At 45.1% G+C, this 19,255-nt stretch carries 14 protein-coding genes, 1 tRNA gene and 2 pseudogenes; 9 read left to right on the plus strand and 8 right to left on the minus strand.

The genetic code is table 11. The features are described from left to right. Positions 1-211: pseudogene (locus tag MiAbW_RS14630) on the minus strand (photosystem II q(b) protein); the annotation flags it as partial. A 515-nt stretch (positions 212-726) separates the two neighbouring features. Between MiAbW_RS14630 and MiAbW_RS14635 the strand changes: the two are divergent. The 3 genes from MiAbW_RS14635 to MiAbW_RS14645 all read left to right on the plus strand — a co-directional run bounded on the left by MiAbW_RS14635 (position 727) and on the right by MiAbW_RS14645 (position 4,409). After that, on the plus strand, positions 727-1,656 hold the full coding sequence (locus tag MiAbW_RS14635) for an NAD(P)H-dependent glycerol-3-phosphate dehydrogenase (RefSeq protein WP_151696705.1): 930 nt from the start codon (positions 727-729) through the stop codon (positions 1,654-1,656). A 553-nt stretch (positions 1,657-2,209) separates the two neighbouring features. Then, positions 2,210-3,904, plus strand: a complete 1,695-nt coding sequence (locus tag MiAbW_RS14640; protein WP_151696706.1) for an ABC-F family ATP-binding cassette domain-containing protein — start codon at positions 2,210-2,212, stop codon at positions 3,902-3,904. Between the two features lie 49 nt (positions 3,905-3,953). After that, positions 3,954-4,409, plus strand: coding sequence for a peroxiredoxin (locus MiAbW_RS14645; protein WP_151696707.1), 456 nt, complete (start codon positions 3,954-3,956; stop codon positions 4,407-4,409). A gap of 168 nt (positions 4,410-4,577) precedes the next feature. Here MiAbW_RS14645 and mnmG read toward each other — a convergent pair whose 3' ends face one another. Then, the gene (gene mnmG / locus MiAbW_RS14650) at positions 4,578-6,485 is read right to left on the minus strand and encodes a tRNA uridine-5-carboxymethylaminomethyl(34) synthesis enzyme MnmG (protein WP_151696708.1); all 1,908 of its coding nucleotides are present in this window, start codon (positions 6,483-6,485) and stop codon (positions 4,578-4,580) included. Between the two features lie 279 nt (positions 6,486-6,764). Here mnmG and MiAbW_RS20190 point away from each other — a divergent pair. From MiAbW_RS20190 to MiAbW_RS14665, 3 genes and pseudogenes are all read left to right on the plus strand, one after another. Continuing rightward, positions 6,765-7,177, plus strand: a pseudogene (locus MiAbW_RS20190) (IS1 family transposase); the annotation flags it as partial. Positions 7,178-7,659: 482 nt separating this feature from the next. Next, the gene (locus tag MiAbW_RS14660; protein ID WP_151696709.1) at positions 7,660-9,387 is read left to right on the plus strand and encodes a succinate dehydrogenase/fumarate reductase flavoprotein subunit; all 1,728 of its coding nucleotides are present in this window, start codon (positions 7,660-7,662) and stop codon (positions 9,385-9,387) included. Positions 9,388-9,470: 83 nt separating this feature from the next. Next, positions 9,471-9,544: transfer RNA gene (locus MiAbW_RS14665), tRNA-Met, on the plus strand. A gap of 194 nt (positions 9,545-9,738) precedes the next feature. On the opposite strand, the gene nrtS is transcribed toward MiAbW_RS14665, so the two are convergent. The 4 genes from nrtS to MiAbW_RS14685 are packed head-to-tail and all read right to left on the minus strand — an operon-like array spanning position 9,739 to position 12,129. Further along, a complete protein-coding gene (gene nrtS / locus MiAbW_RS14670; protein WP_151696710.1) occupies positions 9,739-9,990 on the minus strand; it encodes a nitrate/nitrite transporter NrtS in 252 nt (83 codons plus the stop codon). Positions 9,991-9,993: 3 nt separating this feature from the next. Beyond that, positions 9,994-10,557 (minus strand): GUN4 domain-containing protein, encoded by a 564-nt coding sequence (locus MiAbW_RS14675; protein WP_151696711.1) that lies wholly within the window; start codon positions 10,555-10,557, stop codon positions 9,994-9,996. Between the two features lie 53 nt (positions 10,558-10,610). Further along, positions 10,611-11,741 carry a CO2 hydration protein gene (locus MiAbW_RS14680; RefSeq protein WP_151696712.1) on the minus strand — a complete coding sequence of 377 codons (1,131 nt, stop codon included), beginning with the start codon at positions 11,739-11,741 and terminating at the stop codon, positions 10,611-10,613. Positions 11,742-11,772: 31 nt separating this feature from the next. Next, on the minus strand, positions 11,773-12,129 hold the full coding sequence (locus MiAbW_RS14685) for a DUF1823 family protein (protein ID WP_104398085.1): 357 nt from the start codon (positions 12,127-12,129) through the stop codon (positions 11,773-11,775). Positions 12,130-12,868: 739 nt separating this feature from the next. Between MiAbW_RS14685 and topA the strand changes: the two genes are divergently transcribed. Further along, positions 12,869-15,505, plus strand: a complete 2,637-nt coding sequence (gene topA / locus MiAbW_RS14695) for a type I DNA topoisomerase (RefSeq protein WP_151696713.1) — start codon at positions 12,869-12,871, stop codon at positions 15,503-15,505. A 121-nt stretch (positions 15,506-15,626) separates the two neighbouring features. Here topA and MiAbW_RS14700 read toward each other — a convergent pair whose 3' ends face one another. After that, positions 15,627-16,412: an SWIM zinc finger family protein gene (locus MiAbW_RS14700; protein ID WP_151696714.1), complete on the minus strand. Its 786-nt coding sequence runs from the start codon at positions 16,410-16,412 to the stop codon at positions 15,627-15,629. A 102-nt stretch (positions 16,413-16,514) separates the two neighbouring features. Then, on the minus strand, positions 16,515-16,967 hold the full coding sequence (locus MiAbW_RS14705; RefSeq protein ID WP_151696715.1) for a porin: 453 nt from the start codon (positions 16,965-16,967) through the stop codon (positions 16,515-16,517). Positions 16,968-17,020: 53 nt separating this feature from the next. On the opposite strand from MiAbW_RS14705, the gene pyrE reads away from it, so the two are divergent. After that, positions 17,021-17,710, plus strand: a complete 690-nt coding sequence (gene pyrE / locus MiAbW_RS14710; RefSeq protein WP_151696716.1) for an orotate phosphoribosyltransferase — start codon at positions 17,021-17,023, stop codon at positions 17,708-17,710. A gap of 412 nt (positions 17,711-18,122) precedes the next feature. After that, positions 18,123-19,241: an NADH-quinone oxidoreductase subunit NuoH gene (gene nuoH, locus MiAbW_RS14715; RefSeq protein ID WP_002734266.1), complete on the plus strand. Its 1,119-nt coding sequence runs from the start codon at positions 18,123-18,125 to the stop codon at positions 19,239-19,241. The last annotated feature ends 14 nt before the right edge of the window (positions 19,242-19,255 follow it).

The following is a 19,255-nucleotide window of genomic DNA, read 5'->3' on the forward strand; positions in this document are numbered from 1 at the left end:
GGGAACCGGCTACAGGCTCGCGAATACCGTCGATGTCTACGGGAGGAGCGGCGATAAAGGCGATGATGAAGCAGGTGGTGGCGGTGAGCAGGGTGGGGATCATGATGACACCGAACCAGCCGACATAGAGACGGTTGTTGGTGCTGGTGATCCACTGGCAGAACTGCTCCCACAGGGAAGCGCTCTCGCGCTGTTGTAGAGTGGTGGTCATTGGTTTATGATTCCTGTATGTATTTAGTTGTCAAGGTTCTTTGTTTGACATGAACTAATAGTATCGTTTTTTTATAGTTATGTAAAGGGGTTTTAAGGAATGTTTTTTTATCAATGTCATAACTTTTACTTATATAGCTGATTGCCCTGTTGACATCCTCCCTGCCTTAAGACACTGTTCGTAAATGAACATCAAGCGGGAATCGGAGCCATCTTATATCATTTAGAAATTTTTCAAGCGATTCTTGCAGGCATTGACTGCGTTAAATAAACCCTATTGCTGAGTTGCAGGGTAAAATAGAAGACATCTCCCTCTGAGATTGAGCAATGAACAGAAATACTATCGAACGGCAACCGATCCTTGCAGCAGTCAGCACTCTTGCTTCCGTTGAGAGTGGTTCACCAGTCATAACCTTAAAATCAAATCAGAAGGGCAAATTATCAAGAATTGCTTGTTAACCCCCCTTTTATAACTGCTAACTGATAACGGATCACCAATAAGGAGGAGAATAAAAGTTGTTAGAAAATGCCAAGAAAATTACGGTTATAGGTGGGGGAATTTGGGGGCAAACTCTCGCTAATTTGGCTAGACGTAATCACTTAGCCGTTCGGGTTTGGTCGCGTCATAGCGGGGAAGATTTAGGGACTGTTATAGCAGATACTGAGGTAATTATTTCAGCAGTTTCGATTAAAGGAGTTGCCCCAACAATCGAAAAATTACAACAATTACAATTAAATTCTCGCATAGTTATCGTCACCGCTACTAAAGGTTTAGATCCAATCACCACTCGTACCCCTTTTCACCTGTGGAATCAAGCGTTTCCTGATAATTCTCTTGTGGTTCTTTCTGGTCCCAATTTAGCTAAAGAAATTAATCAAGGTTTACCTGCGGCGACGGTGGTAGCAAGTTATACTCAAAAAGCAGCAATATTGTTACAAAAATTATTATCTGGGGAATCTTTTCGGGTTTATCTTAATAGCGATCCCTTGGGGACTGAGTTAGGTGGCACTCTCAAAAATGTCATGGCGATCGCTTCTGGGGTTTGTGACGGTTTACAGTTGGGTACTAATGCCAAATCTGCCCTGTTAACTCGCGCTTTACCAGAAATAGTTCGGGTGGGAACTTGTCTAGGAGGTTGTCAAGAAACTTTCTTTGGTTTATCTGGTTTAGGGGATTTATTAGCCACCTGTAATAGTCCTTTATCTCGCAATTATCAAGTGGGTTATCAATTAGCTTTAGGTTTATCTTTGCCTGAAATTTTAGCTAAGTTAGAGGGAACTGCCGAGGGAATAAACACCACAGAAGTTTTGATGAGAATTGCCCCCCCCAAAAATTTATATGTACCGATTACCTGTCAAGTTGATCGTCTTTTACGCAGGGAAATTTCTCCCCAAGTTGCCGTGGATGAATTAATGCGTCGGGATTTAAAAGCAGAATTTGATTAAGAGACAAGAGAAGGGAGATTTTTCAGTGATCAGTCAACACTGATCAGTGGGGAGTGGGGTAGGGCTATTTCATTTAAATTAAGTAAAACTGATTTTGAGTCAATAGATTTGAATTAAGATTCTCAAGTTGATCTTTCTCTAACCCCAAGAGTTGGGCATAGTAATGAATCTTTAATATTTCTCAATAAATGTTGCAGGCTCTACCCCACAAAAGCGTTCTCTTTTAACATAAACAACATCAAGGGATTGCGGGGGGGGTTGGGGTTTTAGGGTTTTGGGTTTTTAGTTGCATTTACCCATTTCCCCAGAATAAGTCATGGTTTTTCTGAGTGTTTAACTTTATTTTATTTGCCTTTTGCCTCTTGCCTTTTGCCTCCCCTGATATGTAGCCTATACTCAACGGATTTAGTATTAGATGGCGGAGTTTTGATTTCTCCTCCTGATTGCTTCGAGATATTTCCCCGAAAACTTGACAGGGAGGAGATAAAGCTTAACTAAATGTTACAATAAAAGCGGACTGCCTCACCGGCCTAGGACTGGAGAAAAATCAGCGATGCTACGACTAGAGAGAATTAGTAAGATTTACCCGACGGGAGAAGTGTTAAAAGATGTCACTTGGGAAGTAAAAACTGGCGATCGCATCGGCTTGGTGGGAGTCAATGGGGCGGGAAAATCTACCCAACTAAAGATTATTATGGGGCAAGTGGAACCTACAGCTGGGGAGATCATCCGTCCTACCAGTCTCCATATCGGCTATCTTACCCAAGAATTTGAAGTGGATCCCCGTCGGACGGTACGGGAGGAATTTTGGACAGTGTTTCAAGAAGCGAATCAAGTCCACCATCAACTAATAGAAATTCCCCAGCGCATGGAAAAAGCTGAGCCCGAAGAGTTAGATCGCTTAATTCATCAATTGGATCGCCTACAAAGACAATTTGAAGGGTTAGATGGTTACGGATTAGAAGCGCGCATCGAGAAAATTTTACCGGAAATGGGCTTTACTGTTGATGACGGCGATCGCTTGGTCAGTTCCTTTAGTGGTGGTTGGCAAATGCGGATGAGTTTAGGCAAAATTCTCCTACAAACTCCCGATATTTTACTCCTCGATGAACCGACTAACCATTTAGACTTAGAAACCATTGAATGGTTAGAAAAATTCCTCAAGGATTTAACCACTCCCATGGTCATAGTTTCCCACGACCGAGAATTTCTTGATCGTCTCTGTACCAAAATTGTCGAAACTGAAAGGGGAGTTTCTACCACTTATTTAGGTAATTATTCTGCCTATCTAGAGCAAAAATACGAACAACAATCCTCTCAGTTAAGTGCCTACGAACGTCAACAAAAAGAACTAGAAAAACAGCAAGCTTTCGTGGATCGTTTCCGGGCCAGTGCCACCCGCAGTACCCAAGCAAAAAGCAGGGAAAAACAATTAGAAAAGGTGGAAAAAATTCAAGCACCAATTGCAGATGTGCGTACCTTAAAATTCCAGTTTCCTCCGGCAGTGCGTAGTGGTCGAGAAGTGGTAACTATTAAAAATCTTGTTCACATCTATGATAACAAAATTCTCTTTTTGGGAGCAAATCTGGAAATAGAAAGGGGCGATCGAGTGGCGTTTTTAGGACCAAATGGTGCGGGAAAATCGACGCTTTTACGTTTAATTGTTGGGTTAGAAAACCCCACAGAAGGCTCGATCGAAATCGGTAAACATAACGTTATTCCTAGTTATTTTGAGCAGAACCAAGCGGAAGCTTTAGACCTAACTAAAACCGTTTTAGATACCATTCATGATGAAGTTCCCGATTGGAAAGATGTGGAAGTTCGTAGTCTGTTAGGGCGATTTTTATTCAGTGGGGAAACGGTATTAAAAAAAGTAGAATCCTTGAGTGGTGGAGAAAAAGCGCGTCTTGCTTTAGCTAAAATGTTACTTGCTCCCGCTAACTTATTAATTCTCGATGAACCTACTAATCACCTCGATATTCCCGCCAAGGAAATGTTAGAATCGGCTTTAAAAGTTTATGAAGGCACGGTTTTAATTGTTTCCCATGATCGTTATTTTATCTCCCAGGTAGCTAACAAAATTGTCGAGATTCGGGATGGCGAATTAATTGCCTACGCGGGAGATTATCACTATTATCTAGAAAAACTAGACGAAGAAAAACAAAAAGCCGAACAAAAACGCATTGCAGAGGAAAAAGCGGCCAAAGCTGCTGCTAAACGGGCTAAACAAAAGGCCAAAAAAGGTTAGAATATAAAGTACCACCCTATCCACGATTATCTATTCATTAATTAATCTTATGGCATCTATAAAAGTAGGCGATCGAGTTCCCAATTTTTCCCTCCCTTCCCAAACAGGGGCAACGATTAATATCGGCGATTTAATCGGTAAAAAATCCCTAGTAATTTATTTCTATCCCAAAGATGATACTCCCGGTTGTACCGCAGAATCCTGCGCTTTCCGCGATAGTTACGAAGTGTTTACCGATGCGGGTGCGGAAGTTATTGGGATTAGTGGCGATAGTTCCCAATCTCATCAACAATTTGCCCAAAAATATAATCTTCCCTTCACCCTTTTAAGTGATACCGATAACCGAGTGCGGAAATTATTCGGTGTTCCCTCTACCTTATTCGTTCTCCCTGGACGAGTTACCTATATCATTGATAAGGAGGGAATCGTCAGACATATTTTTGACTCTATGTTAGATTTTAAGGCTCACGTTACCGAATCTTTGAACACAATTAAATCTTTTTAGGTTGACGAGAATGGCTCAGTCCACCACAATAAAAGAAATTGCCACCCTCAGCTTGGAAAGCTGGTCAGCTTTTACAACTATGTCGCCAGAATCTTGATAATAATCAATGGGAGAGAGTGACCAATAGGAGAGGCAGCCATCTCGATCGCTGATAATCAGGATTATTTCCTAACTTTTAACTGCCGACATCTGCCGCATTTCTAAATACACTAATAAAGCGTTAATATCGGCGGGATTGACTCCGCCAATTCTCGAAGCTTGGCCGATGGTAGCGGGTTTAATTTTTGTTAATTTTTCCCGCGATTCCATTGACAAAGTTTCGATTTTCATGTAGTCAATATCGGGAGATAAATGACGGTTACTGTGGCGACTAATTTGGTCGATTTGATTTTGTTGTCGCTTCAAATAACCGGAATATTTAATCTCAATTTCTACCCCTTCTCTTTCGGCTAAATTTAAATCGGGATTACCCAAACCATAGCGATCGAGATCGAGATAATGGAAGCTAGGACGACGCAGTAAATCAGCTAAAGAGAGAGAACCTTTGATTTTTTGTTCTGTATCCTTAACGATGGTAATTGCCACCTGATCCCGTTCTTTAATTCTCGTTTCGTGTAGGCGTTCTTTTTCAGCGATAATATTAACCTGTTTAGTTTGGAATAATTGCCAACGCCGGTCATCAATTAAACCAATTTCTCGCCCTAAAGGTGTTAATCTTTGATCGGCATTATCCGATCGCAATACTAATCGATATTCAGAACGACTGGTTAACATTCGATAGGGTTCCCGCAGATCCTTAGTACACAAATCATCGACCAAAGTTCCCAGATAACTTTCCTCCCGGGGAAAAACAATTAACTCTTTTCCTAAAGCAAACCGCGCCGCATTAATCCCCGCCACCAGTCCTTGGGCTGCCGCTTCTTCATAACCGGTTGTCCCGTTAATTTGTCCCGCACAAAATAACCCCTCAATTTTCTTCGTCATCAGGGTTGGATAACACTGAGTTGCTGGTAAATAATCGTATTCCACTGCATAGGCAGCCCGCAACATCACACAGTTTTCTAAACCGGGTAAAGTCCGCAGCATTGCTAATTGAACATTTTCCGGCAGTCCGGTTGAAAAGCCTTGGATATAAAGTTCGGGAATATCGCGCCCTTCCGGTTCAATAAAAATTTGATGACTTTCTTTATCGGCAAAACGGACGATTTTATCCTCAATACTAGGACAATAACGCGGCCCTTTAGAGTCAATAAAACCGCCATAAATGGGGGATAAATGTAAATTATCTCTGATTAATTGATGAGTTGCCGCCGTGGTGCGGGTGAGATGACAGTTCATTTGTTCTCGTTTGATCCACACCTCCGGATCAAAACTAAACCAACGTACCTCGTCATCGGGCGGTTGCGGTTCCATGCGGGAGTAATCCACCGAACGCTTATCCACACGGGCAGGAGTGCCAGTTTTTAGGCGATCGGTCTCGAATCCGAGACGATTTAGGGTTTCTGTTAACCCCACCGCCGCAAATTCGCCCGCGCGTCCGGCGGCCATAGACTTGCCGCCGATCCAGATTTTGCCGCCTAAAAAAGTGCCAGTGGTTAAAATGACGGCTTTAGCGGCGAAACAAGTGCCGAAATAGGTTTCTACCCCTAAAACTTGCTCATTTGCCCCTAAAATCAGGTCTGTGGCCATGCCTTCCCGAATAACCAGATTTGCCTGGGTTTCGACGATACCTTTCATCACCGCCGCGTATTCCCGTTTATCGGTTTGGGCGCGTAGGGCCCAGACTGCCGGTCCGCGAGAGGCATTAAGAACGCGTTTTTGCAGATAGGTGCGGTCGGCCATTTTGCCAATTTCGCCGCCTAAAGCGTCCACTTCGTGGGTTAATTGGGATTTAGCCGGACCACCGACGGCGGGGTTACAGGGTTGCCAAGCGATTTTATCGAGATTAAGGGTGAGGAGAAGGGTACGACAACCGAGACGGGCGCAAGCTAGGGCCGCTTCACAGCCGGAATGGCCCGCCCCGACGACGATGACATCAAATTCATCTTGAAAGTCTGCGGCTGAGGAGAAAGTCATACTTGATCGAGGGGAAAATTAATTAATCAGGCTAATATTCTAGCAATTTTTCTGAGTTTTCCCTCAAATACAATACAATAATACTAACTAAAATCATTGACTACCACCAAAGCGATTGCGTAAATCTAAAAACAATCTATATAATTCCTATTTAACCTTGCCTTTTCAGGGCATTGCCGGCTAATTATAGCGTTTCCTGTTCGCAAGAGGTACATTATCAATGTTGAAAAGCTTAATTATCAACGGTTTAATTGTGTCACACAGGTATGAGAAATGCTATATATTGGGTTAGCTATCGATAGAACTACGCAAGAAGTAATTGGTTGTTATTTAGGAGATAGAAGCTGTGAATCATCTAAAAAGCTCTGAAAAAGTCTTCCGGGAGTTTATCGACAATATGCTGTTACTTACACAGATTTTTGGAAGTCATATAAGACAGTAATTCCTCGTAAATGTCATCGGGCAGTAGGTAAAAAAACTGGTCAAACTAATCATATTGAAAGATTAAATAATACCTTTCGACAAAGGATTTCTCGGCTGGTGAGAGAGAGTCTATCTTTCTCTAAAAAAATGGAGAATCACGTTTGGGAACCCTTTGGTATTTTATCCATGACTACAATGCACAGCAAAGCAAAGGATTAAGTCGCCATCACTACCACCGAATCACACTAAATCCGGTTATTAAAAACTGATTATCTATTTCCTCTTTTGCATTTTGCCTCTTGCCTTTTGCCTCTCCTCATAACTAGCCTGTACTCAACGGATTTAGTATCACCACCTACGGTTTTTTTATGCACATCTAGACCGGCACAATGTTGGTTGGCTACTGGCATAGCTTTTCCTTCCTACTCTGAGTGAGTTGGGCTAATACATGGATACCTAAACCGGTAGATTCTGACTTGCGTGCTTACCTTGACCTTGGTTAAGGGGTGGTAGCGACAATGGGCGATGCCTCTGGGTATCCTGGTTCGACTGACTTTCAGGCTAGAAAGCGCTATTGAGGGAACAACCTTTTTGTCTTAGCCTTAATTGGAGGCTATCATATTTTCATGCTTGGCGGTGCCAACTTTGGCATCGGGACTGCCTTCTGAAATATAAAGTCTCGATTACAAAAACTCACTTGCGAGCAATTCTAACCCCACCATAGAAACAGAAGCCCGTAGAAAAATCAGCCATGAAAGAACACGATGTCGTTATAGTGGGCGGTGGGTTAGCAGGATGCCGCGCCGCCTTAGAAATCAAACGCCTCAACCCGACTATCGATGTTGCTGTCGTTGCCAAAACCCACCCGATTCGTTCCCACTCCGTCGCTGCCCAGGGGGGTATCGCCGCCGCCCTGCAAAACGTTGACCCCAACGATAATCCCAAGGCCCACGCCTACGATACTGTCAAAGGGTCCGATTTTCTGGCTGACCAGGATGCGGTGGATATCCTCACCCAAGAAGCCCCCGAAGTTATCATCGAATTGGAACATCTAGGCGTTTTATTCTCCCGTCTCGAAGATGGACGCATTGCCCAAAGAGCCTTTGGCGGTCACAGCCATAACCGGGCCTGTTACGCCGCCGATAAAACCGGTCACGCCATGCTGCACGAATTAGTCAGCAATTTACACCGTAATCAGGTAAAAATCTACGATGAATGGTACGTTTTACGCCTTATCCTCGAAGAAGGTACAGCTAAAGGGGTAGTAATGTACCAAATCGCTACCGGACAGTTAGAAATCCTCCGGGCAAAAGCAATTATGTTCGGTACGGGGGGCTATGGTCGCGTTTATAACACCACCTCCAACGATTTCGCCTGTACAGGAGACGGTTTAGCTTTATCGGCAAAAGCGGGTATTCCTCTAGAAGACATGGAATTTGTCCAATTTCACCCCACTGGACTCTACCCAGTCGGTGTTTTAATCTCGGAAGCAGTCCGGGGTGAAGGTGCTTATTTAATCAATAGCGAAGGTCGTCGTTTTATGGAAGACTACGCCCCCTCGCGCATGGAATTGGCACCCCGGGACATCACTTCCAGGGCTATTACCCTAGAAATTCGCGCCGGCCGGGGGGTAAATCTGGACGGTAGCGCCGGGGGTCCCTTTGTCTATCTGGATTTACGCCATTTAGGTCGGGAAAAAATTATGAGTCGGATTCCTTTCTGCTGGGAGGAGGCCCACCGTCTCGTCGGTGTCGATGCCGTTGATGAACCGATGCCTGTCCGTCCTACAGTTCACTATTGTATGGGCGGCATTCCCGTTAATACCGATGGTCGCGTTCGCTTAAGTGCCGATACCCTCAGCGAGGGATTTTTCTCCGCCGGGGAATGTTCCTGTGTCTCCGTTCACGGGGCCAATCGTTTGGGCAGTAATTCCCTGTTAGAATGTGTGGTCTATGGGAGAAGAACTGGCAAATCGATCGCTAAATACGTCGAAAAACGCGCTTTTCCCGTCTTTAATCCCGATATTTACCTTCAGGATGCTAAAGAGGAAATCACCGCTTTATTGACCAAAAAAGGCACGATTCGCATCGGTCAACTACGTCAGCAATTCCAAGACTGTATGACCCAACATTGCGGCGTTTTTCGCACCGAAGCGACCATGCGCGAGGGAATTAAACAAATCGGTGAGTTAAAGCGTCAATACGAGCAGATTTACCTCGATGATAGGGGGGATTGCTGGAATACGGAACTAATAGAGGCCTGGGAATTACAAAGTCTCATGGTGGTGGGGGAAATTATCCTCACCTCTGCCCTCAATCGTCAAGAAAGCCGAGGGGCCCACTCCCGCGAGGATTTTCCCCAACGGGATGACCAAAATTTCCTTCAGCATACCCTCGCCTATTATTCCCCCTCCGGCATCGATATCGACTATATGCCCGTGGTGATTCAGGATTTCACCCCCGTGGAACGTAAGTATTAACCTCTGGTCGGACGGTAAATGTAAAGGAATATTACAAACTCCTTGGCATTTACCGAAATTTAGTTCTATACTAGATAAAGCAACGCGGGATAGAGCAGTCTGGTAGCTCGTCGGGCTCATAACCCGAAGGTCAGTGGTTCAAATCCGCTTCCCGCCATTAACCTGAAATAGTCCTAATACTGAAAGCCTAGCTTTTAATTCTGGGCTGGTTTTTACTGCTACTATGACCAGAAATTTGGCTAGAAACCTTTAGCGTAAGAAATTCAAAGAATGCTAGAGGAATTCTGGGGTTAGAAGGATATTATCTTGGCATTTTGTCTGCTAATTCAGCATAAAGAGTAACCAAGAGCCTTATTTCGCCGATTTTTTCGGCCACTGTTGACGGTGATAACTGCTATACTGCCCATGAACATTGACCAGATAGGGAACTAGATAAGTCAGTAATGCCGCCAACCAGCGATCGCTTGTCATCCGCCCGTTGAATATAGCATAACCGTGGTTAATTGTCAATAAAATTGTCCCCACTACTACAGCCACTTTTATCCCGGTGGGGGCAAATTGGGGGGATAATAAAGCCCGAAAATAGCCGATAATTCCTTTCATTACCTATAAATCGCACTCTATCAGGCGAGTAAAGCAGAAAGTCACCATTTTTAACCCGTAGGGAGACTTCCACCAGAGGGCAGGAAAACAGCCTTGAGGAGCTGCTAGACTAAAATCCCAGTGATCATAATCATCGATACGCCATTCATCTTTGTCGCGCCATCCTACCAATTCCCCAAATTTTCTAATCGTTTCCGCGTCTTGGGTACGCAGGGTGTTAATACTACCCCCGACGGCAAAATATAACTTCACCTGATTGCTAAAACCGAAATGATCGCCGCTATAATTTTTCCAAAGGCGATCGATTACCCGAATCACATTAACGGGAAACCGCATCATATCCTCTGGGGTTAAAGTATCGCGGGTTCTGCCGGCAGCTTCGAGGATAACTCGCAGAGTTTCTGCATCTGCTTCCCTAAAGTTCCCCTCAGCTAGGAATTGCTGTAATTTACCATAGCGCTCGATGTCCGGCACTAACATCTGACGAGCTTCGATGAGGGCAACCCGTTCGGTTAAAGATTGCAATTGAGCTAAAATATCCTGAAGTTGGGCGTTAATATCTGACATAAATGTAAGGGGGTTTGTTGGCTGCAAAAATTACCGATTTATCGGCAGAATAATTATTGATTTACCGCTTCTAATCTTGACTTAACAAAGCGATTCATCCATGCTTCTAGATAGATGCGATTGGCTTTTTGTTCTTTTAAATCTGTGGTAGTTAAAGAATAAGGTGCTAATCCTTGAATGGCTGCCGTTGTGACACAAAACATCGACTTTTGAAAAGTTTCGCAGATCTGGACTAATAAATCTTCCTCTTGACGAAAACTCTTTTTATAAATGTCGTGGAGATAATCTGGTAAAAAGTGACGCATATCCTGCATTAGTAGTGTGGGAGGAATCCCTGCACCTCCGATGGGTAAAGGATCTGCATACAAAGCACCATAGGCAAACATTCCTTGATCGTAGGGAATTTGATAAGCTTGGGCATTATAGGAAATTGTACCGGGGAAAGGTGTTCCGCGAAAGAAAACCGCCTCAACGTAGGGGATTGCCGTATCCGCAAGAAAGGTTAATCCTGCCGACTTGGGGATAATATCATAGGTTTGTCCTTTGATTTTTACCTGATAGACAATTGCCTTACTAGCATTATCGACTAAATTTTTCTTAATGTGTGCCACCACTTCGGGAATACTGGTAATTTTTCCGGCATCGTAGAGATCGGATAAACTTAAAAAAGTATCGGCCATAATTCGCCAAAATTGACCTAAACCGCTATAATAGGCCATCATCCGCATTTGTTCTGGCAAAAATTCAGGAAAGGCTTTATTTAAACTTAAAACCAGGGGATTATTCCCAAATTTGGCTTGAATAACCTTGGCTGTCACTTCCCGAAAAGCGGCACCATCTACATAACTATCTAAACCACCCCCACCATGCCAAAACATCGCTTTCATACAGTATTCGGCATACTCAAAATTAATGCGATCGTGCCACCAGTGTTGTAGTAATTTCTGCCAAGATACTTGACCATTAAAATATTTAAAGAAAGGGAAAAAAACCAAAAACTGATTTTCCGCAATATAAATTAAATTTTTGGAATAAGCATCCAACACCACACCGTAACTTTTCAGGATACCCACTACCTCAATTAAATTCTGGGGAGTATCTTTTAACAATGCTTCCCCAGACGTGAGACGATCAATATAGGATGCTAGGGGATGAGAGGAGGACTTGACAGGGATAGTGACCATGCTAGAAGCTTGATAAAATAACTTTCCTTATCTATTTTAACGCATAAAAGCACAACCAATTAGCGGCGGTGGCACGGCGAGTCATACGGGGATTGAATTCACCAATTTTATAACCAGTAAACCCCAATTTATCTTTTAATAATTGTTTATTTTCTGGCAAGATCGATCGAGTTAATTTTACTGTTGGGGGACGATTGGCAATAAAATCCGGGGGTTCGGGATATTCCCGGCGCCAATCTTCCTCTACTTGACTATTATCCCATTTTCCTTGACTTTCATCGTAGCGATAACCTAAAGTTTGCCAAACCAATTTATTAACGGTTTCGTCGTCAATTTCATCGTTAATAATCGCCCAAATTGTCTCTATATTTAATTCTGGTAGTTCCATAGATCAAGTAAATAGCAGATGGGGGGGTCACTGCGTGCGCAACGTTCGGCGTGAGACTTCGGTTCGACAGGCTCACTAACACGAACGCTCAGTCGATCCGTTGCGGGGAGGGGGATGCTTACAGGTGTAGGTATTTTACAACTAAAAGCAAGGGGAGTAGTAAAAAGCATCAACGCGGGTGGGAGGGAAAGAACTCCAACGATGAAGGTGAATCGACAAGCCTTTTAGTAAATCAGCAACGCCTGGTAATAGAACCCAGAAGAAAACAAGAAATCTAACGTCAGGATTTGAGGTGGAGAGTTTTTCTCAAGACAGTGTGTTGGGGGGGAAGTGGCGACAAAGATGCTCTGAAACTATGCACGACCACTGCTTGAGATATTTGTTTTTCAGCATTGCCTTTCACGATGCTAATCTAAATCTCTAGCTTGATTTTCTCACCTTGAGTGTGTGACTGCTCACCTCTTTTTAATAAACCTACACCTGTCAGGGTGGGGTGATGGGGTTTTAGGGTTTTAGTTGAAATTCCTCACTTCCCACTTCCCACCCAATCCAGAAAAATATTAAGTTTTGTTAAGAAGTTGGTGACAAAACACCAGCTTTAATCTCTATTATCGTAGTAAGTGGCTTTTGACCGGAATCAAGCTGGTCAAGATAAATAGTAACTTTTGCCCATCATCAAACAACGATTGTCAGTCTAACTAAAACAGTCGCTGTGGCGATGCCCTCGTGATCAATTCCTATGTCAACCCTGGTTATTGTCGAATCTCCCACCAAAGCTCGGACGATCAGTAATTATCTGCCTAGCGGCTATCGAGTCCAAGCCTCCATGGGCCACATCCGCGATCTGCCCGCCTCCGCCGAAGAAATTCCCCCCGCCCATAAAGACAAATCCTGGGCCAACTTAGGCGTGGATGTGGAGAATGATTTCGATCCCCTCTACGTCGTCCCCAAAACCAAAAGTAAAGTCGTCAAAGAATTAAAAGAAGCCCTCAAAGGCGCGAGCGAATTGATCCTCGCCACCGACGAAGATCGGGAAGGGGAAAGCATCAGTTGGCATCTCCTACAGGTACTCAACCCGAAAGTTCCCACCAAAAGGATGGTATTTCATGAAATCACCAAAGAAGCAATCCAAGCGGCCCTAAAAAATTGTCGCTCGATCGACGAAAATTTAGTTCATGCTCAAGAAACCCGCCGCATACTCGATCGCCTCTACGGTTATACCCTCTCCCCCCTACTCTGGAAAAAAATCTCTAAAGGTTTATCCGCCGGCCGGGTGCAATCGGTGGCGGTGCGTCTGCTCGTGCAACGGGAACGGGAACGACGGGCTTTTAAAACCGCCAATTATTGGGATCTGAAAGCGACTTTAGAAAAGGACAAAAATCAATTCGAGTCGAAATTAGTCACATTAAACGGTCAAAAAGTGGCAAATGGGAGCGATTTCGCCGCCGACACCGGCAGACTGCTCCCCGGTCGCCAAGTCACCCTTTTAGATCAAGCCGCCGCCGCCGCCTTAAAAGAACGCATCCAAGACAAAGTCTGGCGGGTTAGCCACACCGAAGAAAAACCCACCACTCGCAAACCATCCCCCCCCTTCACCACCTCCACCCTACAGCAAGAAGCTAACCGGAAACTCGGCATATCCGCCCGCGACACCATGCGAATCGCCCAAAATCTCTACGAACAGGGCTACATCACCTATATGCGGACCGATTCCGTCCATCTTTCCGATCAGGCCATCACCGCCGCCCGTCATTGCGTAGAACAAATGTACGGAAAAAACTATCTCAGTCCCCAACCCCGGCAGTACACCACCAAAAGCAAAGGCGCACAGGAGGCCCACGAAGCTATCCGGCCCGCCGGTAGCAGCTTTCGCCTGCCCCGGGAAACCGGCCTGAGCGGACTAGAATTCGCGCTCTACGACCTAATCTGGAAACGTACCGTCGCCTCACAGATGGCCGATGCCCGTATTACCCAGATCGCCGTCAATATTCAGGTAGAAGATGCCGGATTTCGCTCCTCCGGTAAAAGAATCGACTTCCCCGGCTTTTTCCGCGCCTATGTGGAAGGTTCCGACGATCCGGAAGCCGCCATCGACGACCAAGAAATAATCCTACCCCCCCTCAACGTCGGTGATACCCCCAATTGTCGCAAACTAGAGGCGATTAGCCACGATACCCAACCTCCCGCCCGTTATAGCGAAGCCTCACTGGTAAAAACCCTCGAAAGTGAGGGAATTGGGCGACCCAGCACCTACGCCACCATTCTCGGCACCATTATCGATCGCGGTTATGCCCAAATGCGGAATAAAACCCTCATTCCCACCTTTACCGCTTTTGCCGTCGTCGGTTTATTAGAAAATCATTTCCCCGACTTGGTAGATCCCAAATTTACCTCGAAAATGGAGGAAACCCTCGACGATATCGCCACTGGTTCCGCCCAATGGTTGCCCTATCTCGATCGCTTCTATCGCGGGGAAAAAGGGCTAGAAAGCCAAGTCAAGGAGCGTGAGAGTCAAATTAACTCTAGCACCGCTAAATCGGTAATTTTAGAGGATTTACAGGCAACTATCAAGATCGGCAAATACGGACCCTATCTGGAAGTCCCCCGGGGGGATGAAATCCTCACCGCTTCCATCCCGGCCGATTTAACCCCGGCGGATCTGAACCCCGAACAGGTAGAAACCCTGCTGCGACAAAAAACCGAAGGTCCCGATAAAATAGGTCTTCATCCCGACACCGGAGAGCCGATTTATCTGCTGGTGGGTAGTTACGGACCCTACGTCCAGTTAGGAGATATCAGGGATGACAATCCCAAACCGAAACGGGCCTCCTTACCCAAAGGAGTCAAGCCCGAGGACATCACCCTTGAACAAGCGGTGGGTTTATTAGCACTGCCGCGACTGCTGGGAACCCATCCCCTCACCGGAGGCAAAATTAAAGCCAGTTTAGGTCGTTTCGGCCCATATATAGTTCAGGAAGAGGGCAAAGAAAAGGAATATCGTTCCCTGAAAGCCGGCGATGATGTCTTAAATATAACCCTCGATCGAGCCTTGGCCTTATTAGCCGAACCGAAAAAAACTCGCGGCGCCCGTGGTTCCACTAAACCAGCTTTAAAAGAATTGGGTAAACATCCCGACGATGGGGAATTGGTGGGATTGTACGAAGGTCCCTACGGAATTTATATCAAGCACGGTAAGACTAACGCCAAGATTCCCGAAGGAGCAACCGCCGAAACCCTGACTCTAGAACAAGCTTTAGTCGCCCTAGCGGCCAAGACAACCACTGCCAAGAAAACCACTACCAAGAAAACTACTTCTAGCACCACCAAAAAAACTACTTCCCCAGGCCGTAAAACTGGCAAAAGTAAGACGGTTTAGCGGTTACTGGTGGGGCGATTTTCTCCATGGTTAATTCCTCACCTGATGCGAGGACAAATCTGGCTGGCTTTTTTGTCTTTTGCACCACTTTGACCGGGCTGCTCCCATAGCCCAAATTCCCCTACTGTAAAGCAATCGCCATCGCTTCTTGGGGAATTTGCCGGTAAATTGGTTTTAAAAATTGTTCTATGGCATCCGATTCGGGGGCAGCGAGGGGAAAATTGCCTAAAATGTCGAGAATGGTTTGATTTTCATTCCCCGGCGTGATGACAACGAGGGAGGGATCTAGTTCTTCATCGTACTGCCAAAAGCGATCGATAGTGCTGTCGGAGGCAGTTTTTTCAACTACTGTCGGGGTTTCACTGACTGCTAAAGGTTGATTATCAGAGGAATAGGAGCGTTTTTCTCGTAAAGCTTCCAGAATTTGGTTTTTGGTTCGGCCGCGCAGTTGCAAAAGCAGGAAGGGATCGACACTAAAACGATCGCCCAATTGATAATATACTGCTCCTATATGTTTGCAGGGGTTGGCTTGATCGGGACAGGTACAACGGGAGCGAATATCGGCCAGGGAAAAGGGAAATAAATTCACCCCACTATCGATAAAAACACGCTCGATATGATCGGGCATTTGTCCAGTGAGCAATTGGGCGGAATAAATGGCCTTTTTGGAGAGAAGCTTAATAATATAGTCCCATTCTTCATCAGTAAAAGCGACTAGGGATAAATCCACTATATAAGGCTCTGGTTCACTGCCTTGTACTCTAGCAATAACTTGCGAGTCTTCAAAGTCAATACTTAAAACATTGCCCTCTCTGGCGTAAAGTCTAGCTCGTTCCAAGCGTTTTTTAAAGCGATAGGAATCGAGTAGTTCTAGCCATTTTTGTACCCACCAAGCTTGTTCTGTCATTCTTTATTTACCCTACAGCTGATCAGCTTCGTTACCAACCAAAAGATATATTTTGAGTTACCTATGATTACTGCTCACTGACTACTGATTACCACTCACTGATTAAAATCCGCCGGGGCTTAAATAACTGGGATTTTCCTGTAGGGAAGTATCGAAGGGATTGGGTAAATCTTGGGTGCGAATTAGTGGTCCAGACTGTTGCTGTTGCATGACATCATAGTATAAAGTTTCGGTCAACTTAGCATCCCGGGTAATCATATTATCGAAATAGGAACCTTCGGGAAAAGTTCGCCAACCAAAAAGAGAGTTTAACTGTCCTAAAATGTTAGTGTAGTCGTAGAAACGACCCGTATTGTTATTAACAGCGCGGTTAAACAAACCGGGGATATTATTGAATCCCACCGCCGTATTGGGAGAGGGAACAATTTGCAATTGTTGGGTTTTTACTGGTGCGGGACTGGTGGCGGGTGCATTTTGTGCGATCGCACTAGAGGAACTCAACCAGACTAAACCAGTTAAACAAAACAGGGAAGGAAGTAAAAATTTAGCGCGCATGGGTAAAAATCTCCTCACAGGGATAGGGTTAATTAAAAAATCGCGTCAATGGGATGAGAAAGAAATCAATACTAGCGATCGAGTCAATATATAATGACTTTTGGCTTAATTGTAACCGAAATTTTGGAGTCAGTCAGACTCCCAATCCTGAAAATATGGCTAATTCCTCGGTAGCGAATCTTGATACTGCTTCCCTGCGTCAATTTCTCCTCGATGCTCTTGTCCGTCTTGCCTATCGGGAGGGGGATTTCACCCTGTCTTCGGGGCAAAAAAGCAGCTACTATATCAACGGTAAACAAGTTACCCTTACTGCTGAAGGAGCTTTAGCCGTGGGGCGTTTATTGCTATCTCTACTGCCTCCAGATACCCAAGCGGTGGCAGGATTAACCCTAGGGGCGGATCCGATTGTCAGCGCCGTTAGTGTGGTATCTGCCTACGAAAATCGCCCGATTTCAGCTTTAATCGTCCGCAAAGAGGCAAAAGGTCACGGTACCATGGCTTATATTGAGGGGCCGACTTTAAACCCCGGGGCTGCGGTGGTTGTCCTCGAAGATGTGGTGACAACGGGGAAAAGTGCCATGGTAGCGGTAGAAAGATTACGGGATGCGGGTTATCAAGTAGATTTAATCATTGCTTTGGTGGATAGAGAGCAAGGAGGGGCGGAATTTTACCAATCTCAGGGAATAGAGTTTCAAGCTTTGTTTTCGATTCGGGATCTACAGGCGGCTTATCAGAAAAAATAGCGGCGATTGGCGAGAAACGCTCGATAACTGGGTTTTAAAAGTCGGATTGGCTGGAGGGGATCAACCACAAAGGCACAAAGAACACAAAGAGGAAGAAAGATTCAAGCGGGCTGCTTTAACTGCCTAAACGATAAGTTATCTCCGTTTTTTTCCTGTGAATAATTGGTAACTAGCTGAGGTTGTCAGCCCGAAGAAACAGTGGGGAACATTGATAGATTCAGAGTCTAACTATTGACTAATAGCTATTCTCGGCGGGGGAATCAAGATTCCTTGACTTTCTTGTCTGCTAAGAGTTGAAGCCTTTGTCACTTTCTGATAACCCTCAGACCGACTAACTGTATACTAGGCTATAAGATTTGCTTAAAAATCTTCAGACCACGCCGAACTATTGACAGTACAGCGATCGCCAAATATGAATCAAGGCATAGATTTACAAGAAAGTTTCATTAAATCCCTAACAGACTTGGGATTAAGTGGAGGACTGGCTAAAGCGATTTGGATGCCTTTACCCATGTTCCTGATGATTATAGCCGCCACAGTGGGGGTTTTAGTCTGCGTCTGGTTAGAAAGAAAAATTTCCGCCGCCGTCCAACAGCGTATCGGGCCCGAATACGCAGGACCCTTGGGCGTTTTACAACCAGTCGCCGACGGTCTGAAATTAGTCTTTAAAGAAGATGTCGTCCCCGCTAAGGCCGACCCTTGGTTATTCCTCTTTGGGCCAATTTTGGTGGTGATGCCGGTGTTTGTCTCCTATCTCATCGTCCCCTTCGGTCAAAATCTGCTGATTACTGACCTAAACGTAGGTATCTTTTTATGGATTTCCTTGTCCAGTATTGCCCCCATTGGTTTATTAATGGCGGGTTATGCCTCCAATAATAAGTATTCCTTACTGGGAGGCCTGCGGGCGGCGGCGCAATCGATTAGTTACGAAATTCCCTTGGCTTTATCGGTATTAGCGATCGCGATGATGTCTAATAGTCTCAGTACCATTGATATTGTCGAACAACAATCCGGTTATGGCATTTTAGGCTGGAATATCTGGCGCCAACCGGTGGGTTTTCTGATTTTCTGGATTGCTGCTTTAGCTGAGTGTGAACGTCTGCCTTTCGATTTACCTGAAGCGGAGGAGGAATTAGTCGCCGGTTATCAAACCGAATACGCGGGGATGAAATTCGCTCTCTTTTATGTGGGTTCCTACGTTAACCTAGTGCTGTCGGCCCTAGTTTTCGCTGTCCTCTATCTTGGCGGTTGGGAATTTCCTATCCCCGTCAATGCTTTGGCCGGCTGGTTGGGAGTGAGTGAAACCAATCCCTGGCTACAAATTATCACCGCTTCCCTAGGGATTACGATGACAGTATTAAAGGCCTATTTCCTCATCTTCATCGCTATTCTCTTGCGTTGGACCGTACCCCGGGTTCGCATTGACCAATTACTCGATTTAGGCTGGAAATTCCTCCTACCGGTATCTTTAGTTAACCTACTACTTACCGCCGCGCTAAAACTAGCTTTTCCCTTTGCTTTTGGCGGTTAATTCCCTTTTTTGCC

Source organism: Microcystis aeruginosa NIES-4325, assembly GCF_008974145.1.
In the GTDB taxonomy this organism is placed as follows: domain Bacteria; phylum Cyanobacteriota; class Cyanobacteriia; order Cyanobacteriales; family Microcystaceae; genus Microcystis; species Microcystis aeruginosa_G.

Excerpts from the sequence above, each read along its gene's own strand:
- nrtS (WP_151696710.1), bottom strand. The coding sequence starts at position 9,990 with ATGAAAGGAATTATCGGCTATTTTCGGGCTTTATTATCCCCCCAATTT.
- MiAbW_RS14700 (WP_151696714.1), bottom strand. The coding sequence starts at position 16,412 with ATGACAGAACAAGCTTGGTGGGTACAAAAATGGCTAGAACTACTCGAT.
- nuoH (WP_002734266.1), top strand. The coding sequence starts at position 18,123 with ATGAATCAAGGCATAGATTTACAAGAAAGTTTCATTAAATCCCTAACA.
- topA (WP_151696713.1), top strand. The coding sequence starts at position 12,869 with ATGTCAACCCTGGTTATTGTCGAATCTCCCACCAAAGCTCGGACGATC.
- MiAbW_RS14640 (WP_151696706.1), top strand. The coding sequence starts at position 2,210 with ATGCTACGACTAGAGAGAATTAGTAAGATTTACCCGACGGGAGAAGTG.
- pyrE (WP_151696716.1), top strand. The coding sequence starts at position 17,021 with ATGAGAAAGAAATCAATACTAGCGATCGAGTCAATATATAATGACTTT.
- MiAbW_RS14675 (WP_151696711.1), bottom strand. The coding sequence starts at position 10,557 with ATGTCAGATATTAACGCCCAACTTCAGGATATTTTAGCTCAATTGCAA.
- mnmG (WP_151696708.1), bottom strand. The coding sequence starts at position 6,485 with ATGACTTTCTCCTCAGCCGCAGACTTTCAAGATGAATTTGATGTCATC.
- MiAbW_RS14660 (WP_151696709.1), top strand. The coding sequence starts at position 7,660 with ATGAAAGAACACGATGTCGTTATAGTGGGCGGTGGGTTAGCAGGATGC.
- MiAbW_RS14680 (WP_151696712.1), bottom strand. The coding sequence starts at position 11,741 with ATGGTCACTATCCCTGTCAAGTCCTCCTCTCATCCCCTAGCATCCTAT.
- MiAbW_RS14705 (WP_151696715.1), bottom strand. The coding sequence starts at position 16,967 with ATGCGCGCTAAATTTTTACTTCCTTCCCTGTTTTGTTTAACTGGTTTA.
- MiAbW_RS14645 (WP_151696707.1), top strand. The coding sequence starts at position 3,954 with ATGGCATCTATAAAAGTAGGCGATCGAGTTCCCAATTTTTCCCTCCCT.
- MiAbW_RS14685 (WP_104398085.1), bottom strand. The coding sequence starts at position 12,129 with ATGGAACTACCAGAATTAAATATAGAGACAATTTGGGCGATTATTAAC.